Genomic DNA, 20678 nt, shown 5'->3' with positions numbered 1-20678 from the left:
AACCCATAATATATGGGTTTTATTATTTTATTAGAGAAATAAATGATGATTGAAAATAAAATTCTATTAACCGATTGCCCTGATGATAAAGGTTTAATCGCAAAAATAACCAATATTTGTTATAAACATCAATTAAATATTCTACATAATAATGAATTCGTTGATTTTGAGACAAAGCATTTTTTTATGCGTACTGAATTACAAGGGATTTTTAATGAACAAACACTCTTAGAAGATCTCAATCTTGCTTTACCACAAGGTACAAATTGCAGATTAATTAGTAAACAAAAAAAACGTATTGTTATTTTAGTAACCAAAGAAGCGCATTGCCTTGGCGATATATTAATGAAAAACTATTATGGTAGTTTAAATGTTGAAATTGCCGCTGTTATTGGTAATCACGATACATTAAGATCATTAGTAGAAAAATTTAATATTCCTTTTTTCTGCATTAGCCATCAAAACTTAACACGTGTTGAACATGATAAATTATTGGCTGATAAAATTGATGAATATTCACCTGATTATATTGTGCTTGCTAAATATATGCGTGTACTTAATCCTGAATTTGTAAGTCGTTATCCTAATCGTGTCATTAATATTCATCATTCATTCCTACCTGCTTTTATTGGGGCAAAACCTTATCATCAAGCCTATGAAAGAGGGGTAAAAATTATTGGCGCAACAGCACATTTTATTAATAATGAATTAGATCAAGGCCCAATTATCTTGCAAAATGTTATTAATGTTGATCATACCTATAATGCTGAAGCTATGATGAAAGCTGGGCGAGATGTTGAAAAAACGGTGCTAAGTAAAGCTTTAGATCTTGCGTTACAAGATCGTATTTTTGTATTCCAAAATAAAACCATTGTATTTTAATATTATCAACCCAGTAGTCAATCTGCTGGGTTGTTGAAATTTAACACAATTAAATAACTTGTCTCATTTTTTTCTTGCAATCAATATTTAGCATTGTATAATCTCCACCATTGACTGCCTGGGTGGCGAAATTGGTAGACGCAGCGGATTCAAAATCCGCCGTTGAATAAACGTGTCGGTTCGAGTCCGACCCTAGGCACCATATAAATTCATGCTGATCATAGTAGGTAATTTAATAATATAATATAGCCTTTTCCTTTAACATATTTAATTCTGTATTAATAATAAATATTCCTTTCTATTTTTACAATTTGATGATAAATCACTTTTTCTGTCAGGCTATCCATTAACACTAACACACTAAAATCTCGCTTAAAGAAAGTGGTATCCATAATAATATTTAAATAAGTTGATGAGGGTAAATTTAAAGTATTTTTCGGGGATTTATCAATATATCTTTGAATTGTTTTAACAGAACATTGATATTTAATAGCAAGCTCTTTATACGTCTGTTTTCCTTGAGAATAATGAAATCAAATTTCTGTGGGATTTAATTTGTTTTGAAAGGTAAAAATTTTATTACAAAGTAACTTGAAGCCCTATGGTTAAGACAACATAAGGCTTAAATCAATAATCAACTTTTATCAACTATCTATTATTTGATGCTCTATGTTGTTTAGAGCGGAACAGCTTGAAAATTACATAAAGTGCAACAATAGCAATAATAATATAAATCCCCACTTGTCCGCGTTTAATTTGTTGCTCAATCCAATCTAAATTGGCTGCGCCATGGTAACCCAGATAGACCCAAATAGGAACAGAAATAATTGCAGCAAAAAAATCAATTAAAACAAAACGCATGTAGCTGATACGGCGTGTAATCCCTGAAATCATATAAATAGGGGCACGTAATCCTGGTAAAAAACGTGCGATAAAAAGCACTCGGTTGCCATATTTATCAAATTTTTCACGAACTAACCGTAAACGTTGCACATTAATAAAACGGCGAATAATTCTTACTCTTAATATTTTTGCCCCATAAATACGTCCGAGCCAATACATAACACTATCACCAAATAGTACACCAAACATACTGACAACAAGCATAATATGAGGGTTGGCATAACCAAGCCCTGCGATAATTCCCCCTGAAACTAATGTAATATCTTCAGGAATAGGGACACCAAAACCACAAATAATCAATACAAAAAGTACCGCACAGTAGCCATAATTTGAAAAAAAATCAATCAGTAATTCCATGGGGCTAAATCTTCTATTTATTTTAATCTAAGAAGTCTATTTTGCCTTTTTTAACGACAAAATACTACTGTAAATTTTCGATAACCGTCACAAATTTTGAGATTTTTTACTGAGTTTGTGTAATAAAGGAATAGGGGAGTAACAAGAATATCCACAAGTAAGTATATATTTTAATTTCCTATTTCCTAATACTTTCTCCGTTATTTAACATAATATTCATTATGCGAAATTAGTTATAAGGTAATAAAAAAGTGTATCTCAATAAAACCACAGAGTTATGCACAAGTAACAAAATCCAATTAAGCAAGGTAACATCTTATGATATTAAACCCTGTCACAATGATTTTTATTGGAATGTTCTCATTAACATCTTAATGTAAAGTAAATATCTAAACTAACGCGCTACGCTTGTTCAACCCTAAAAAATAAAAGCTCACGTCCTCATTCTTGCGGGCGTGAGCTTTTATTTTTTAGGGTTACCATTAAAATATGTTATCTATTCCAACGGCTTGGATTACCGCTCATTGTTAAAATTGAACCATTAATTTTTATAGAAACTACATCACAAAAACTGCCCTTGTGATGAAAAGTAGGAATTCTTATCCCTTCTTGTTGTTCGCCAGTTTGAATATGAACACCGACAAAGCCGAAATCTCCCAATAAAGGGAGTTGATAACCAAAGTCCTGTTCTTTTATAAGAAATGATAGAATTCTCGATCCATATCACATTTAAGGAGTTATACATGCCAGCTAAGCATATTGATGAAGTAACTATACTGACAAAAGTAAGCCTTAAAGATACGGAAGTTCTAAAAATTTTGATCAGAAAAGGGTTAAAACACATCTCAGATGAAGACTATTTTGAATACATTAATAAAAAAAATAGAAAAAAATAATGCGGAAAACCGCACCAAAGTTCGGGTGTAACAGAACCCCCCGAACTTTTTCGTATATTTTATAAACAGAAAAAGAAAGAACCAAAATGAGAAGTACAGATAATGTAATTCGCCTAATCAAATAAGGTAGTGACTATATAACTATAGAGTTACTATAAAAGATAATGCCAGTACATTACTGGCATTATTATTTCCGATAAAATTTATTTCTAGGTTTATAATGAAAATTCTCTATAAATTCATCCCAATCAATAGGCACAGTAGAATGAACTAACTCATTTAAAAATGCTTGAACGTGTTCCATTTGATCAAAACGTTTTACTGTCTCTTCCATAGTCTCAAAATTACTATATGGCAAACGAATTTCTACAGTATTGAGAGTGATGTAGATACGGTAATCTGTTGTTTTTAAAAGTTTAACAGTTTCGTAAAAATGGCGTGGAGTTATATCTTTTAGCGTTATACTTGCCATACAATATTAGTGCGTCCAATAGTGATTGATTAGGTTCTTTTTAAGCTATTCACTAGTAATTCCAGGTCTCTAAGCGATAACTTTAGCACTAAATTTTCAGCATTATTATGTAATTTTCCCATTACAAAACCCTTTATAACTAAATTCGCATAATCGCAGATTATGTATAAATTCTCGCACGATGGGCAAGCCTATTATATCGTGCTTCGAATTGTAACATAATCTGCACTTACATTATGCGAAATTAGTTATAAGGTAATTTAACTATAAGGTAAAAGTAAATGTAATTAGCCCCACCTTCCCATCGCTTCCTCATCCGTTTGTTTTGCTTCAACCCAGCGTTCGCCTGAGGAAGTTGTTTCTTTTTTCCAAAATGGTGCTTTGGTTTTTAGGTAATCCATAATAAATTCATTGGCTTGATAAGCATCAAGACGATGTGCGGAACTGACACCGACTAAGACAATTTCATCACCTGCCTTTAATTGCCCAACACGATGAATAATTGTAATCGCTTGAATATCCCAACGTTGTTGAGCTTGTTTGGCAATATCTTGCAATGTTTTTTCTGTCATTGCAGGATAATGTTCTAAATACAGTTGTGATACCTGATCACCTAAATTAAGATCTCTTACTTTTCCAACAAAAATCACAACAGCCCCTACAGATTGTGATTGAGCAAGCCATTGATATTCTTTATTTTGGTCAAAAGTTGCTTCACTGACACTAATTTTGATCTTATTATTCACTTAGCCTCCTGTTACTGGCGGAAAAAATGCAATTTCATCACCATTTTGAATGGGGGTATCTAAGCCAGATAATACTTGATTAACGGCCACAAGCACTTTGCCTTGCTGTAAAGCAAATTGCCATTTATCGCCTTTTTGTATCAAAAAATCCAATAATTGTTGAATATGCTCAAATTGAGGTTCAAGCATTAATTCATCGGTATTCACCAACTCTCTAATTTGACCAAAAAATAATACTTTTATCATTGTTTTTTACCTAATTCTTGTACACTAAAATAACCTGATTTTCCACCGCACTTTTCCAGTAAGCGTACTTGTTCAATGACAATATTTTTTTGTACAGCTTTGCACATATCATAAATAGTTAAAGCGGCAACACTTGCGGCAGTTAATGCCTCCATTTCTACCCCTGTTTTGCCCGTTAATTTACAAAGACTTTCTATTCTCACTTGGTGTGTTTCAGGTAATGGCGTAATGCTAATTTCAACTTTGCTTAATAATAAAGGGTGGCATAATGGAATAAGCTCCCATGTTTTTTTTGCAGCCTGTATGCCTGCAATACGGGCGGTCGCAAATACATCGCCTTTATGATGTTGCCCATTTAAAATCATCGTGAAGGTCTTTTGTGACATTGTCACTATCGCTTCCGCTCTGGCTTCTCGTACCGTATCTTGTTTCAAGGAAACATCAACCATATTGGCTTCGCCTTGTGCATTAATATGAGTAAATTCTGTCATTTTATCTTCCTTTATTAATTAACCACCAATTGTCGATAAATTAGCACGCACGCCAGTATCGCCATAATGTAAATAATGATGCTGCCGTTTATGTTGTAATGCCGAAAATAAACGTGCTTGTAATTGAGCTTGTTGCTCATCAGATTGTAACAAATCTCTTAAGGCAATCCCCTCTTCGCCAAATAAACAAAGATGCAATTTGCCACGAGCAGAAACCCTTAAACGATTACAACTGGCACAAAAATTCTTTTCATAAGGCATAATAAGCCCGACTTCGCCCTGATAATTTTGATGATGAAACACTTTAGCTGGCCCATCGGTTCGTCCTTTAGGGCGTAATTGCCAACCTTGTTGTAATAATTTTTTTTCTAATAATTGACCAGATAAATGATATTGTTGGAAAAAGTGATCCATATCTCCTGTTTGCATTAATTCAATAAAACGCATTTGAATGGGTTTATCTTTAATCCAAGCTAAAAATTGATCAAACTCACGATCATTAAGTTGTTTCATCAATACCGCATTCACTTTTATTTTGGCATAACCCACTTCTAAAGCACGCTCAATCCCACGCATCACTTGATAAAATTTATTTTCACCAGTAATCGCATAAAACATATTAGGATTTAAACTATCTAAGCTCACATTAATGGAAGTAATCCCTGCTTTTTTCCACAGCTCTACCTCTTTCGCCATACGATAACCATTGGTTGTGAGGGCAATGGTTTTGATGTCATTGATTTGATGAATTTGTTCCACAATGGATAAAAAATCTTTGCGTAAAGTGGGTTCACCGCCTGTAATTCTAATCTTTTCAGTCCCCATTGCCGCAAAGGCTTTGGCTATACGGATAATTTCTTCTTGCGTTAAGAAATGAGGTTTGTTTTTCTCTGGCTGGTATCCATTAGGCAAACAATAGTTACAACGAAAGTTGCAAACATCAGTAATGGATAAACGAAGATAATAATATTCACGCTGGAAAGCATCAACCAAACGGTCAGCCTCCAACGACTTAACGGGAATATGTTGCATTAAGACACCTTTCTAAATACGAGAGGATAAATCGTTTCCAATCTTATCCTTGGACAAAAATTTGTCGGCTTGCAAACCATGCTATTTCAATAAAAAAGTTTAGGTCAACAAGCTCGGAGTTATGCAAAAATAAATAAACAACATTCTAGAATAGAAAAAAATAAATGTACAATCTGCAAGGGGAAAATAACCTGATCGAGGTAAACATATTTATCACAACGGAGAGATTAGCTGTATAAGTAAATATACAATGAAAAAATTCTCTCACTTATTTATCTCTTTAGTAAAAAATGCTATCTTGCCGAGCAAATTATTCATTTGAGACTTATGATGTTATTAAAGAATCCCTCTACTCCACTAACGGACTTAAAACATATTGTTGCCATTGGTGGTGGGCATGGTTTAGGGCGTATTCTCTCAGCCTTAAATTTTATGCAAGAAAAACTCACAGGCATTGTTACAACCACAGATAATGGCGGTTCTACTGGGCGAATTCGAGAAAATTATGGTGGAATAGCTTGGGGAGATTTGCGTAATTGTTTAAACCAAATTATCACCGAACCGAGTACCGCCTCTACCCTATTTGAATATCGATTTGGCGGTAAAGGTGAGCTTGCGGGGCATAATCTAGGCAATTTAATGCTAACCGCATTAGAAAATATGCAAATTCGTCCTTTAGAAGGGGTAAATTTGGTGCGTGATTTATTAAAGGTAAAATCCTTTATTATTCCTATGTCCGAAACCCCGGTTCATCTCGTGGCACAATTATCTTCAGGGCAACAAATTTTAGGGGAAGTGAATATTGATAACCTTAAGGAATTACCGCAATCATTGGCACTCACTCCTCTGGTCTCCGCAACACCAGAAGCCATTACCGCATTAGAACAAGCGGAATTAATTCTTATTGGCCCGGGCAGTTTTTTTACCAGCATTATGCCGCCGTTATTGCTAAAAGAGGTGCAACAATGTTTACGCCAAAAACAATGCCCAATAATTTTTATTGATAATTTAGGCGTTGAACATAGTCCTGCCGCGAAACTTTCCCTTGCTCAACGGATTAATTGGATTCACCATAATGTTGGAAAAGCCATTATTGATGGCATTATTACTACAACACAGCAACCCTATGAGAAAATTAACGGCGATAAACAACCTTTATGGTTACAAAGACAATTAAATGCCGATGATGTGCAATATCGTCATGATCGGCATTTATTATGTCAGGCAATTACTGATTTATTGAAAATGTTATAGTTGTTTCAATTAAGTGGGGCAATGCGAAATACCTTAACATTATTAAAACCTGCATCTTGTAAATATAAGGCTTGCAATTTGCTCATTACGCCTCTTTCACAATATAAAAGATAGGTTTTATCTTGTGGCAGCGTCGCAAATTGACTTGATAATTTATAGAATGGCAAAGTAATAATTTGATGAGAGCTGCTTAATACCAGTGGCTTTTCTTCCACTTCTTCTGGGCTACGAATATCAATAATAATATCCTGTGGTGCCAATACGGCAACGGTTTCCACTTCTGTTACTGATTGCGCCGTTTGTTCTGCAATTTGACGAATATCTAAAATTTGTGCATTTTCCACCGCACTTTGTAGAATATTCATATCAAAATGCTGTTCTTCTTGTTCAATTTTGCTTTTAACCGCTTTGACCGTTGGATTTTTAGAGATCACCCCACAAAATTCAGGCATCGATTTTGCAATATCTTCAGTTTCAATTTGCTTAGCTAAGGCGATAATCTGTTCTTTATCGTGAGAAACTAACGGACGCAAAACTAAACAATCCGCCGCCTCATCAATTAAGCGTAAATTGGTTAAGGTTTGGCTAGACACCTGTCCTAAAGCCTCGCCGGTCACCAAGGCTTGAATACCAAAACGTTCTGCCACTTGGCTTGCCGCACGCACCATCATACGCTTTAATACCACGCCCATTTGCCCATTATCAATTTTTTCTAAAATCTCCCCAACGACAGATTCAAAATTAATGGCAATAAAACGGACTTTATGGGATTGGCTATAATGTTGCCAAAGATGATAAGCCATTTGTTTTACCCCAATTTCGTGAGTTGCGCCCCCTAAATTGAAAAAGCAATAATGAACACGACAACCACGGCGTATCAGCATATAACTGGATACCCCTGAATCAAAACCGCCCGAAATTAAGGATAATACATCTTCCTGTGTACCAATAGGATAGCCGCCAATCCCCGCATAACGGGATTTAATTAACATCATTTTATCATGTTCAATATCAATGCGTACTGTCATATCTGGACGTGTTAATTTGACTTTGGCTGAGGGAATATGTTGATTTAAGCCACCGCCGATATAACGTTCCGCGTCTAAAGAATTGAAATCATGTTTTCCTTTGCGTCTTACTCGCACGCAAAAGGTTTTATTTTCTAATTGGCTAGCCACTTCGGCCAACGTCTTTTCAAAAATATCATGCAAAGAAGAAAAAGGCTTTTCTTCTACCGCTAAAAAATGATGAATCCCAGGAATACGTTGTAACTGTTCAATTAATCCATCAAAATTCTCATGATTTTTTGACCGCACTTCAATATAATCCCAATGGCGTACCACAGCGACCTGCTCATCAAAACGGGTTAATACATTACGAATATTACTGGTTAAAATCTTGATAAAGCGTTTCCGAACGGAATCACTTTTAATCATAATTTCAGGAAAAAGTTTAATAATAAATTTCATAGGATTGTTTTAGTAAATAATGAATTTAAAATGGGACGGATTATAACAAAATTTCCCCAAGTGCCATAGCAAACTCATGGACTATTTTTTATAACATGTGACATTGTCACGTTAATATTTAGTCACTGGATAATAACTTCATCAGTTTTTGCTCTAATTGCTGGCGTTGCTCAGGGGAAAGGGCTTTGCCCTCATGATTAAGCAAAATAAAAAAGTCTTCCGCCTTTTCTCCTACAGTGGTAATTTTGGCATTTAGCAAATTTAACTGTTGTTCTACAAAAACTTGGCTAATTTTGCTCAATAAGCCAGCATTATCTAAAGCAAACAACTCCATTTCCGTATGATCCAAACGATGAGTATTTAAAAATCGTATTTGGGTTGGAACCTTAAAATGTTGTAACTTGTAGTTTTGCCGTTGATGCGTTAAAACTGTTATTTCTTGACTTAACCCTTGGTATAAGGCTTTTTCTAAAGCCCGTCGCCGTTCACTACGCACTAAACCGCCATCAAGCTCTGACACAATAAAACTGTCCATAACATAACCATCTTGCCGAGTAATAATTTGTGCATCATGAATACTCAAATTTTTAGCACCAATAATGTTCACTACCTTATGAAATAAATTCGCTTGATCTGCACAATAAATAAAAATTTCAGTCCCCCCTTTGGCGAACTTATTACTGACTTTAACGATCAATTTATCTTGGTTTTCATAAAGTAATTGGCTATGCCAAGCAATTTGTTTTGGCGTATTGCGTAGAAAATACTCATCAGGACAAGGTTGCCAAAGTGTTTGTAAGGATTCTGGGGGGATTGTTTTTAATAACATACTTGCCTGTTGGCGATTTTGGGCAATTTGTTGTTGATAATCTAAACGATGGTGCATACCTTGATGAAATTGCTGAGAACAATATTGATATAGGGTAAATAATAAAGTGCGTTTCCAATCATTCCATAACGTACTATTGGTTGCACAAATATCTGCCACCGTTAAACACACTAAATAATCTAAATATTGTTGGTTTTTTACCTTATCCGCAAAGGCTAAGACCACATCAGGATCATGAATATCACGCCGTTGTGCGGTAATGGACATTAATAAATGCTGTTGCACCAACCAGCACATTAATTCAGTTTGTTCAGCATTGAAACCATGTAATATGGCGAAATCACGCATATCTTCTCCGCCAAGTTCCGCGTGATCCCCACCCCGCCCCTTGGCAATATCGTGAAATAATGCGGCTAAATATAATAAACGGCGATCCGCTAATTGCGGTAATAATTGGGTACAAAGTGGATGTGAGGCACGATTTTCTTGTTGCAAAAAACTTTCAAGTTTTAACATCACCCTTAAGGTATGCTCATCAACCGTATAAGTATGAAATAAATCAAATTGCATTAACCCCACAATAGGCTGCCATTGTAGTAAATAGGCGGTTAATACACCATATTGGTGCATAGGAAAAAATGCACGATGAATCGCATTAGGCTGTTCTAAAAGCTGTATAAATTTCTCCCTTGCTTTCGCATTTTGACAAAGTGGTAAGGTAAATTGATCTAAGGCAATCACCAATTCACGCAAGGTTTTTGAATGAATATCCGCATTATGATATTGCGTAAGATAATAAAATAAATCCAAAATGCTTTCAGGTTGCTGGGTAAAACGAGAGGATTTTTTTAAAAGTAGGCTTTGTCCAACTAAACAAAAATTTTCGTCCAAATCCACCGCACTTGCTTGATGGGCTGGCGTTAAAAAATGTTCTTGATAATGTTTTAGTAAAATATGGCTTAATAAGGCAATATGTTGCAAACTCTGAAAAAATACTTTCATCATTTTTTCTACCCCTTGATTACCCTCGCCAAACCCCAACATTTGGCTTATTTTTAGCTGGCGATCAAAGAGTAAACGATTGTCATAACGTTTTAAAATTAAATGCAAGGCGAAACGTGTACGAAATAAAAACTGTTGGCTTTGCTGTAAACGAGCATATTCTTCAGGATAAATAAAGCCTGATTGTAAAATATCTCCCAAGTTTTTCGCTTTGGTATGCCGCAAAGCAATCCAATACAATAAGTGCAAATCTCGCAACCCACCGGGGCTATTTTTAATATCAGGTTCTAAATTATAACTGGTATTATGATAGCGTTGATAACGTTGCTTTTGTTCCTCTAACTTGGCTTGAAAAAAATCCACCGCGGGCCAAAAATCAGACTGATTATGCACCGCACTTTCTAATTGTTGAAACAAATGCAAATTACCACATAAATAACGGCTTTCTAATAAATTTGTCGCAATACTCAGATCTTTTTTCCCCTCCTCAAGGCATTGTTCAAGCAAACGCACACTATGCCCCACATCAAAATGGCAATCCCATAAAAATTGAATAAATTGCGCAATTTTTTGTTCAGTTTCAAAACAAATGGCATTTTGGCTCAAGATTAAAAAATCTAAATCTGAAAGTGGAAAAATCTCCTGACGACCATATCCGCCAACGGCAATAAGTGCTAAATCCTGGCATTGATTTAACCCAAAAGATTGCCAAAGATGACATAAAAGCTCATCATAAAACTGACTACGTTGAGCAATAAGCTCATACACATTCTCTTGATTAAAGGTATCTAACTCTCTTTGCGTTAAATGATTTTTTTGTTGTTTAATCTGTTCTACGCTTGGCGTTTGTTGTGCTATATAAGATAAGAATGCCATTTTTCCACCCAATAAAAAGATAAGAAAAAGGCTTGTATAGAACAAGCCGAAATTTTATTAACCATTTACCATAAAGCGAGTTATTCGTCCTGCTTGCACTTCTTCATCACGAATAGTCATCACTTCACAACCTTGCTTTGTTACCACAATTTGATGCTCATATTGAGCAGAATGGCTACGATCCTTGGTTTTCACTGTCCAACCGTCTTTCATTAAACGTACTTCTTTCTTTCCTGCATTGATCATAGGTTCAATGGTAAACACCATTCCCTCTTGCAAAATCACCCCGCCATCATCCGCATAATAATGCAATACCTGAGGATCACAATGAAATTCTGTGCCTATACCATGCCCACAATATTCACGCACTACACTAAAGCCCTGTGCTTCCGTATATTGTTGAATCGCTCGCCCAATTTCATTTAAGCGAATACCCGGTTTAACGGTACGCAATCCCACATAAAGTGCTTCTTGTGCCGCTTCAACCAATTTTTTACTGCGAATATTGGTTTCTCCCACAATATACATTTTAGAGTTATCGCCAAAATAACCATCTTTAATAACAGTAATATCAATATTTAAAATATCGCCATTTTTCAGTATCTTATCCTCACTTGGAATACCATGACACACCACTTCATTTAAAGAGATACAAGTGGCTTTAGGATAATGATGATAACCTAAACAAGCAGGGATGACCTTTTGTGTATTTAGCATATAATCATGACAAATACGATCCAATTCCCCCGTACTGACACCCGCCTTAACATAAGGCTCAATCATAACAAGCACTTCGGCTGCTAAACGACAAGCCTCGCGTAATTTTTCAATTTCTTCAGGATTTCTTAATGGGATATTCATTTATTACTCTCTATCTTTTTATGAATAAAAATTGGGGGAAGTATAGCAAATTATTAGTTAAATTACCTTAGATTATTTATGATAAGTTTTAGAGAATTTCTAATATATTTTTAACCCAACGGCATTGAACTAAAAATCACCAATAAAATTGGTGCCATAATATTTGTAATAAAACCGAAACTAATCGCGAGAGGAACAACCTCTATGCCCCCCGAACGTTGAATAATCGGTAAAGTACAGTCTAATGCCGTTGCTCCTGCCACGCCAATGGCAGCAGAACGGAAACGTACCATTAACAATGGAATTAAAAATAAACTTAATATTTCTTTTAATAAATCGTTAAGAAAAGCAATGCTACCAAAAACCGCTCCCCAAGCATCATTTAAAATAATACTTGATAAGGTGTACCAGCCTAATCCTGAAGCAATCGCAAGACCTTGTGCCATAGGTAAATTCAAACATAATGCAGAAATGATGCCGCCTAATAAGGAGGTGATGATCATAATCAGTGCAGTATAAATACCTTGTTTATTAAAAAAAGCCTGTATCAATGAAATACCATTATTGCGTAGTTGAATGCCAACGAAAAAGATAAGCACAATAAGAAGATATGTGCTGGTGTCATTAGGTAAAGTGAAATAGGTTTGAGTTAGCATCCCTATAATAAAACCAATAATGACCGTACTACAAAGTTTAAATGAATCAAATAGTAAGTGCCAGCGAGAAATACTGGCTTTATGATGTTGAAGTGGTTTTTGTTGCTGAAATTTGCCGTAAAGGATTAAGCCTAAAAGATTAAAACCATTAATCATAAAAGCAAAGATGAGTGCCGAAGAAGCAATTAATGGCAGTGTTTGTATAATATTCTCTAATTGCCCAAGATTATACCCCATCACAAATAAAATAATATAAAGTAATAACATCACAAGTTGGTTAATAAGGGGTAAAAATTTTCTCACTTTAAAACAATATCCCAAAAACATGGGAACAAGAATAATCAGTAATCCTTCAAACATAATAAATTCGTTTTTTTATTAAAAAATGTTAAGCTAAATCAACGCGAGATTATAGCAAAGTGCGGTTTAATTTCGCATTATTTTTATCTCAATAATAAGGAAAATCACGATGTATTTGCATAAAGTTGATATTGTTAGTTTTCGGGGTATCAATCGTTTATCCATGCAATTACGCCCCGAAATGGTATTAATTGGCGAGAATGCTTGGGGAAAATCCAGTTTATTATCCGCACTCAGTTTAATTTTTAATCCAAATCAGAGCCTTTATCAATTTACTCATGAGGATTTTCATCTTGAATATCAAGGAGGAGAAGACACAAAACAACATCGCCATTTGACCTTATTATTTAGTTTCTGCGAAGACTATCAAGGCGAGACAGCACAAAAAGATACCCTACTCTATCAACAAGTTATGGTAACCCCACAACAAGGGCAAGGCAAACGTATTTATTTTCGGGTAACAGGAGATTGGCTTGAGGATAATCGGATTATCACCGATTATAGTTTTTTAAATGCACAAGGCGATCCTATTCCACACATTCCAACCGAAAAATTGGTTTATTCATTAATTAGTCAACACCCTGTTTATCGTTTTCGCGATGCACGTTTACAACGCGATTTTCATCAACTTTCGCCCTTATTACTTGAATCTCATCATTCATCTGAACAAGAAAAAAACCAAGAGGAAATTAGGGCTGTCGCTTTATTATTACGTTATTATTTTTTACAACAAGATCAATATCGCCAGCTGATTAATCAATTAAAAGATACTTCATTGCTTTGGCATAAAGCACAATCCTTAATCCCAAAATTACAACAGCCTAATAATCAGGCTTTAAAAAAACGATTATTTCAAGCACTTTCTTCATTATTTATTCCGCACCAAAATATTCATTTTAATAAAAAGACACGCCCTATTATTTTATTTGAAGATCTCGGAGCGAATTTACACCCAAGAATGATGGCGATTGCTTGGCATTTAGCACAGAATTTACCCATTCAACGTATTACTACCACAAATTCTGTGGATTTACTGGCTCAAGTAGAATTAACCTCTCTTTGTCGTTTAGTTCGCCAGCCAAATCATACGCTCGCCTACCAGCTTAAGCCAAATCAACTGAGTAAAGAAGACTTACGCCGACTTAATTTTCATATACATTACAATCGCAGCCTTGCGTTATTTGCACGAATGTGGATTTTAGTTAGTGGAAGGAGAAACTGAAGTCTGGATTTTATCTGAATTAGCAAAGTTACTGGATATTCCTTTAGAAATATATGGTATTAGACTGGTTGAGTTTGCTCAATCGGGGTTAAAACCGCTTATTAACTATGCAAAAGCAATGGGGATTCAATGGTATGTTCTCACTGATGGTGATGAAGCAGGCATAAAATACAGTGAAATTGTTAAAAATATGCTATCGGAAGAAGACCGTTTTTCGCAACGGATCACCATATTACCTAAAAAAGATATTGAACATTATTTTTATGCACAGGGGTTTAATGAAGTTTTTATTCGTCTAGCTCGTTGGAAAGTGTATAAAAATCAATACCCAACCAGCAAAATTATTCAACGTGCCATTCAACGCACTTCAAAACCCGATTTAGCCCTTGCACTTTGTGCCGAAATGCGTAAACGTGGCAAAAACGCGATTCCTAGTTTATTTCGCCATTTATTTACTAAAGTGCTGGCATTCAGCAAAGAAAACTAAAAAACTGGTTGTATATACAGTAAAGTGCGGTTAAAATTTACCATATTTTGACCGCACTTTATAAATTTATCATGCCAAATATACCGACATATCGCAAAATTATTCACATTGATATGGATTGCTTCTACGCCGCCATTGAAATGCGAGAAAACCCAACCCTCGTAGGAAAACCCATTGCGGTTGGCAGAAAACCCGAACAACGTGGCGTATTAACCACTTGCAATTATGAAGCACGAAAATTCGGTTTACATAGTGCGATGTCTTCGGCTGAAGCGATAAAACGCTGTCCGCAACTTATTCTTGTACCACCAAACTTCCCACTTTATCGGCAAGTATCACAACAAATACACCAAATTTTTCAACAATATACCCACCTCATTGAGCCACTTTCGCTCGATGAAGCCTATTTAGATGTTACTGAATGCCGACAACACTCAGGATCGGCGACTTGGATCGCCGAAGCAATTCGTGAACAAATTGCTAATGAATTAAAATTAACGGCTTCAGCGGGTATTGCTCCCCTAAAATTTCTTGCCAAAATAGCGTCAGATAAAAATAAACCCAATGGGCAATATCTTATCTCCCCCAATGATATGGCAACCTTTATCAAACATTTACCCCTTTCAGCGCTCCCTGGCGTTGGAAAAGTCACAACCCATAAACTCAAAAAACTAGGATTAATCACCTGTGCGGATATTCAACAAACTCCCCGTTATTTTTTACTTGAATACTTTGGAAAATTCGGACAACAAATTTGGAATTTTAGCCATGGTATTGATGAACGGGCAGTAAAACCACCAAGCCAGCCTAAATCACTAGGTACTGAAATGACCTTACTTGAGAATATCGCTCATATTCAGCAAGCCTTACCCATTATTAAGCAACTTTATCAAAAACTTAAACAACGCCTGGCAAAATACCCAGAAATTAACTTACAGAAAAAATATAAATTAGGAATCAAACTCAAATTTGAAGATTTTCAACTGACTACCTTAGAAAAAAATAACCTGATTTTTAGCCAAGCTCACTTTCAACAATTACTTGAAAAAATTTGGGCAAGAAGAAAAGATCGTAAAATTCGTTTAATTGGCTTGCATATTCAATTAACTGAAACAAAGCAACAACAGCAGATGAGTTTGTGGTAAGTTTAAACGGTAAGATGAATATAAAATTTAGGTGTAAAGGCAAACATCTGGGAAAAATAGATTAGTTATATAAATTCCCCTACACCAAAGCATAGGGGAATTTATCAACTATCTATTATGATATTTCATTACAGCCAGCCGGCACCGATTAAAAATTTCCACCAGAGGATACCCACTGTGCAATGGATAATTAAACTGCCGAAAGCGACGACGGCACCTGTTGCCCACCAAGATTTAATATCATTATAGCCTGCTCCGAAAGTAATTGGGCCTGGCCCGCCGCCATAATGGGTTACACTTCCGCCATAAGAGTTTGTAAATAATAACCCTAAAGCAAGTAATTCTACTGGTGCGCCAGCCACTTTACCTACTGTGGCAAAGACAGGTACCATGGCAGCAACATAAGCACCGCCAGAGGCAAATAGGTAACGTACAGCAACACTAATAAAGAGGATAACCATTAAAGCAATATTGCCATGGCCATCAAAATTGAGATAGGTTTCAAAGGTTGTGGCTAACCATTTAAAGAAACCTGCTTTATCTAAAATTGATGACATACCAATAATACCGCCGTACCAAATGAGGGTATTCCAACCTGCTTTATTTTTTAGAATGTCGTCCCAAGCAACGATATTTAAAATGATACATAGCACCATAACGGTTAATGCAACTGTTGTGGCATTCACATTTAATACATTAGCAAAGATCCAGCAAAATAATGCACCAATAAATAGGACGATCAGGGCTTTTTCGCGGAATTTCATTGGACCTAATTCTTCTAAGCCTTTGCGGGCAATTTCTTTATTATCCACTTCTTTTAATTCGGGTGGGCAAATAATATAACCGACCAATGGAATTAAAAATAAGCATAATAATCCTGGCACAGAAGCGGCGAGGAACCAATGGATCCAATCTAAATTAAAGCCTAAAATCGGTGCCATTAGGGATAAGGCTAAGGCATTAGGCGCCATTGCCGTTAAAAAGATATAACTGGTTGTTTTTACTACCATATAAACGTTCATTAATAAATAACGTCCTGCCTTTTTAGGGCTTTCATTTGGGGTAGAACCTAATGCTACAGCAATACTATTAATAATAGGGAAAATAATTCCCCCTGCTCTTGCGGTGTTAGAAGGTGTCGCTGGAGACAATAATAAATCTAGGAACATGGTGACATAACCTAAACGTAAGGTGGTACTCCCTAGCCAGCCAATCATGTGATAAGCAATGCGTTTACCTAATCCTGTAATAACGAAAGCGGAGCTTAATGTGAAAGCCGTAAAGATTAACCAAGTTGTCCCTGATTGATAACCACTGAGGGCTTGTGAGACTTTCACTAACTCGCCGGCACCTGCGGTATTGCCAATAACCACAGAAGAGGCCGCAACGGCGGCTAATAAAATTACCGGTTCGCCATAAGGCTTAATGACTAGCCCTACGATTGTTGCTAAATAAATACCAAATAATCGCCACGCAATTAAAGGTAAACCATCTGGAGCTGGGAGTAAGCCGATAATAATGGGAATTGCCACTAATATCGCAACTTTTTGCAATTTACTTAATGCCATATTTTCCTCGTAAGATTAATGTTTAAAATAAAAAAATTGATAGATAAACCAAGAAAGTGCGAGTAAATCAGCACTTCCGCCGGGACTAATATTTTTATGAATACATTGTTGATTAAAGCTATTCAATGCTTGCTCTAATACTTCAATCTTTGTGGTAACTTGTTGTTGTTCAAGTAATTGTTTCGCTGTTGAGCGAAACCAATATAATCCCTCCATACCTGCACGATGAATAACATTGGTATCTTGGTTATTGGCACAAAGTTGTAATAATGCCAATAACAACCGATGTTGCTCATCACGTTCCTTAACTTGTAATAATTCAGATAAAGCATATTGTACCAATGGGAAACCCTGTTCAGCTTCTCCCCTTGCACCTTTTATGCCATAACGTTGATAGATATTGATACCTGCTGTAGCTAATTGAGTTGGCTTTTCTAATTCTTGACTAATGCCTTGGCATATTTGTGCAATCAATGCAGATAAGGTTTGCCAATCAAATGAGGATTGTTGGACAAATAAACGCCCCAATGCTGCACAAGTTAATCCAAAGGCAAAAATACTGCCTTTATGCGTATTAATACCTTGGGTAGCGTTGAACATGGCTTGTTCGGCTTGTAATCCTAAGGGACGTAACTCAGCCAATATTTGTGCAACAGGTTGTTGAGCGGTTTTTATTCCTTGATAAACAAAGGCTGCCCAAAAAGGCTTGAGGGCTTGACTGCTCAATAAGAAAGTCGCGAGATTCATATCTTGATGAGCGCCATTGTCCGCTTGATCGACTAAGCCGGGTTTTGGGGTTAATGTTGCCTCGGTTAATAAGGCTTGATTGACTAAATCCGCCACATATTCGGCAAAATAATGTTGGTTCACGATTTGCTGCATAACTTGATAAATATCTGCCAGCCTATGTTGACGGGATCTCGCACAATGTTTCGCTTCAGCTTGGCAAATTAAGCAACAACGTGGGGAATAATCAAAGTCTGAACGGCTAAGTAGCCTCCCTTTTTTATCAAAGACATCAATATCCCATAGGCGGGCAAGGGGCGAACTTTGCTCTAAAACCATCGCCTGTTGTTTTAATCTTGTGGCATCAATATCCAGTACAAAAATAGCTTCATGCCCTGTGTCTAAAGGACGAATAAAAGAGGCGGTAGGTTTAATTGCCAATGTTTGCCATAACTGTTCAAGTTGTGTTAATGCTTGAGTAAATACATAATCAAGTAATTCATTCTTTTTAACTGCACCTGGTGCTAATAAAGTCAAACTCAGTAAGGATTGATGATATTGACTTAAGCATTGTTGTTGTAACAAGGCTCGTTGCTCTTTCGCAACAAGCAATTCCTCTAGCGAGATCGATTTTCCCGCTAGAGAAAAGTTAGGCAAACATTGACTCACATTAAACATCCGCGTTTGCCTGTTTGACTTGATAAACCACATCAATCACTGAACCATCACGATAACGCACCACAGCCACAGGTTTATCGGTAAATTCAATCGGTTTTGGTTTGCCTGTTAATTGATATGCTCGTTCACATAATTGTTCAATGGTAAATAATTGAATCCCTTTTTCGTTTAAGGTTTTGATTAAATCAGGACGTTTAGGATTCACCGCAACCCCATGATCCGTCACTAAAATATCAATATTCTCGCCTGGCGTAACGCAGGTTAAAACATTCTCAACCACCGTTGGAATACGCCCTCTTACCAAAGGAGCAACAATAATGGCTAATTGGGCACTTGCTGCCGTATCACAATGCCCGCCTGATGCCCCACGAATCACGCCATTGGAGCCAGTCAAGACATTAACATTAAATTGGGTATCAATTTCTAAGGCACTTAAAATCACAATATCTAAGCGTTCAACGGAAGCCCCTTTAGAACTGTAATTAGCATATTGATTTGCACTTACCTCAATATGATTAGGATTACGAGCCAAAGATTCTGCTGCTGTCTTATCAAAACTTTGCACATCAAGCAATTTCTTAATTAAACCTGCCTCGTGCAATGCGACCATACTGGCAGTAATCCCACCTAAGGCAAAGTCAGCTTTAATATTTTGCTTACGCATTTTATCTTCAAGAAAACGGGTTACCGCCAAAGATGCTCCGCCACTTCCTGTTTGCATAGAAAAGCCATCTTTAAAATAACCACTGGCAAAAATCACTTCCGCCGTTTTACGCGCGATCAATAACTCTCGCGGATTTTTGGTCATTCTTGTGGCGCCGCCACCAATTTTCTTTGGATCGCCCACTTGATCCACTTTTACAATCAAATCCACTTGATCCTGAGCAATACTGATTGGATGATGAGGATAAGCCACAATCTCTTCGGTTAATAACACCACTTTCTCAGCAAATTCCGCATCAACCCTTGCATAGCCTAATGATCCACAAACATTTTTACCACTATAACCATTGGCATTACCAAAATCATCACAGCTTGGTACACCTAAAAACGCCACATCAATTTTGAGTTCGCCACTTTTAATTAAATGCACACGTCCGCCATGGGAATGAATGGTAGCAGGTTCGTCCATTAAACCTTCAGAAATTCTATCGGCTAATTCGCCACGCAAACCTGAACTATAAATCTTACGAATTACCCCGTTTTTGATATGTTGCACTAAAGGCGCGTGAATATCCGTTAAAGAACTTGAGGCAAGAACTAAATTCTTAAATCCCATTTCAGCCAATTTATCCACCACCAAATTAACCACAAAGTCCCCAGCACGAAAAGCGTGATGAAACGAAATGGTCATACCATCTTGTAAACCACTACGGCGAATGGCTTGCTCCAAAGATTCACATAATTTTCTGTCTTTATGGGTTTTTGCCAAAGACTCCACTTTCGCAATTTGTTGATATTGTTGATAATCTTTATGTTGTTGGCAAATTGCATTGACCCGTTGTTGTCTATTCTCCATC

At 36.3% G+C, this 20678-nt stretch carries 17 protein-coding genes, 1 tRNA gene, 1 pseudogene and 1 riboswitch; of the genes and pseudogenes, 6 read left to right on the top strand and 13 right to left on the bottom strand.

The features are described from left to right. Positions 1-45 precede the first annotated feature (45 nt). Together purU and EV694_RS01820 are read left to right on the top strand one after the other, a co-directional pair. Positions 46-882, top strand: a complete 837-nt coding sequence (gene purU, locus EV694_RS01825; RefSeq protein ID WP_132688401.1) for a formyltetrahydrofolate deformylase — start codon at positions 46-48, stop codon at positions 880-882. Positions 883-998: 116 nt separating this feature from the next. Beyond that, positions 999-1084 (top strand) — tRNA-Leu (locus EV694_RS01820). Between the two features lie 446 nt (positions 1085-1530). Here EV694_RS01820 and EV694_RS01815 read toward each other — a convergent pair. Further along, complete coding sequence (locus tag EV694_RS01815) at positions 1531-2142, bottom strand: DedA family protein (protein WP_132688398.1); 612 nt, start codon at positions 2140-2142, stop codon at positions 1531-1533. Between the two features lie 743 nt (positions 2143-2885). Here EV694_RS01815 and EV694_RS10835 point away from each other — a divergent pair. Then, on the top strand, positions 2886-3038 hold the full coding sequence (locus EV694_RS10835; RefSeq protein ID WP_165865482.1) for a hypothetical protein: 153 nt from the start codon (positions 2886-2888) through the stop codon (positions 3036-3038). Positions 3039-3225: 187 nt separating this feature from the next. Here EV694_RS10835 and EV694_RS01810 read toward each other — a convergent pair whose 3' ends face one another. From EV694_RS01810 to moaA, 5 genes are all read right to left on the bottom strand, one after another. Next, complete coding sequence (locus EV694_RS01810; RefSeq protein WP_132688396.1) at positions 3226-3510, bottom strand: hypothetical protein; 285 nt, start codon at positions 3508-3510, stop codon at positions 3226-3228. A 287-nt stretch (positions 3511-3797) separates the two neighbouring features. After that, entirely contained in the window at positions 3798-4256 is a 459-nt protein-coding gene (gene moaE / locus EV694_RS01805; RefSeq protein WP_132688393.1) for a molybdopterin synthase catalytic subunit MoaE, read from the bottom strand. Beyond that, positions 4257-4502, bottom strand: a complete 246-nt coding sequence (moaD, locus tag EV694_RS01800) for a molybdopterin synthase sulfur carrier subunit (protein WP_132688390.1) — start codon at positions 4500-4502, stop codon at positions 4257-4259. Continuing rightward, a complete protein-coding gene (moaC, locus tag EV694_RS01795; RefSeq protein ID WP_132688387.1) occupies positions 4499-4993 on the bottom strand; it encodes a cyclic pyranopterin monophosphate synthase MoaC in 495 nt (164 codons plus the stop codon). Before moaC ends, moaD begins: the two co-directional genes overlap by 4 nt. Before the next feature lie 18 nt (positions 4994-5011). Continuing rightward, entirely contained in the window at positions 5012-6025 is a 1014-nt protein-coding gene (moaA, locus tag EV694_RS01790; RefSeq protein ID WP_132688384.1) for a GTP 3',8-cyclase MoaA, read from the bottom strand. Continuing rightward, positions 6014-6156, bottom strand: a riboswitch (molybdenum cofactor riboswitch). It overlaps the preceding gene by 12 nt. Before the next feature lie 199 nt (positions 6157-6355). On the opposite strand from moaA, the gene EV694_RS01785 reads away from it, so the two are divergent. Further along, on the top strand, positions 6356-7279 hold the full coding sequence (locus EV694_RS01785) for a gluconeogenesis factor YvcK family protein (protein ID WP_424580038.1): 924 nt from the start codon (positions 6356-6358) through the stop codon (positions 7277-7279). A gap of 5 nt (positions 7280-7284) precedes the next feature. Here the strand turns inward: EV694_RS01785 and thiI are convergent, their stop codons facing one another. The 4 genes from thiI to EV694_RS01765 form a co-directional block, all read right to left on the bottom strand. After that, positions 7285-8748 carry a tRNA uracil 4-sulfurtransferase ThiI gene (thiI, locus tag EV694_RS01780; RefSeq protein ID WP_132688378.1) on the bottom strand — a complete coding sequence of 488 codons (1464 nt, stop codon included), beginning with the start codon at positions 8746-8748 and terminating at the stop codon, positions 7285-7287. A 118-nt stretch (positions 8749-8866) separates the two neighbouring features. After that, a complete protein-coding gene (glnD, locus tag EV694_RS01775; protein ID WP_132688375.1) occupies positions 8867-11455 on the bottom strand; it encodes a bifunctional uridylyltransferase/uridylyl-removing protein GlnD in 2589 nt (862 codons plus the stop codon). A 57-nt stretch (positions 11456-11512) separates the two neighbouring features. Next, positions 11513-12316, bottom strand: coding sequence for a type I methionyl aminopeptidase (map, locus tag EV694_RS01770; protein ID WP_132688373.1), 804 nt, complete (start codon positions 12314-12316; stop codon positions 11513-11515). Positions 12317-12426: 110 nt separating this feature from the next. Continuing rightward, complete coding sequence (locus EV694_RS01765; RefSeq protein WP_132688370.1) at positions 12427-13332, bottom strand: LysO family transporter; 906 nt, start codon at positions 13330-13332, stop codon at positions 12427-12429. 109 nt (positions 13333-13441) lie between these two features. Here EV694_RS01765 and EV694_RS01760 point away from each other — a divergent pair. Both EV694_RS01760 and dinB read left to right on the top strand, forming a co-directional pair. Continuing rightward, positions 13442-15041 (top strand): annotated as a pseudogene (locus EV694_RS01760) (DUF2813 domain-containing protein). Positions 15042-15112: 71 nt separating this feature from the next. Beyond that, positions 15113-16186: a DNA polymerase IV gene (gene dinB, locus EV694_RS01755; protein WP_132688368.1), complete on the top strand. Its 1074-nt coding sequence runs from the start codon at positions 15113-15115 to the stop codon at positions 16184-16186. A gap of 128 nt (positions 16187-16314) precedes the next feature. On the opposite strand, the gene EV694_RS01750 is transcribed toward dinB, so the two are convergent. From EV694_RS01750 to citF, 3 genes are read right to left on the bottom strand one after another with little or no spacing between them, the layout of a single operon-like run. Continuing rightward, positions 16315-17754, bottom strand: a complete 1440-nt coding sequence (locus tag EV694_RS01750; RefSeq protein WP_132688365.1) for an anion permease — start codon at positions 17752-17754, stop codon at positions 16315-16317. Between the two features lie 15 nt (positions 17755-17769). Further along, positions 17770-19158, bottom strand: a complete 1389-nt coding sequence (gene citG, locus EV694_RS01745; protein ID WP_132688362.1) for a triphosphoribosyl-dephospho-CoA synthase CitG — start codon at positions 19156-19158, stop codon at positions 17770-17772. After that, a complete protein-coding gene (gene citF / locus EV694_RS01740) occupies positions 19151-20677 on the bottom strand; it encodes a citrate lyase subunit alpha (RefSeq protein ID WP_132688360.1) in 1527 nt (508 codons plus the stop codon). Before citF ends, citG begins: the two co-directional genes overlap by 8 nt. Between the last annotated feature and the right edge of the window lies 1 nt (position 20678).

It is taken from the genome of Volucribacter psittacicida (assembly GCF_004339025.1).
GTDB classification, from domain to species: domain Bacteria; phylum Pseudomonadota; class Gammaproteobacteria; order Enterobacterales; family Pasteurellaceae; genus Volucribacter; species Volucribacter psittacicida.
Note: the sequence above shows the minus strand (reverse complement) of the source record. Positions and strands in the feature narration are given on the sequence as shown.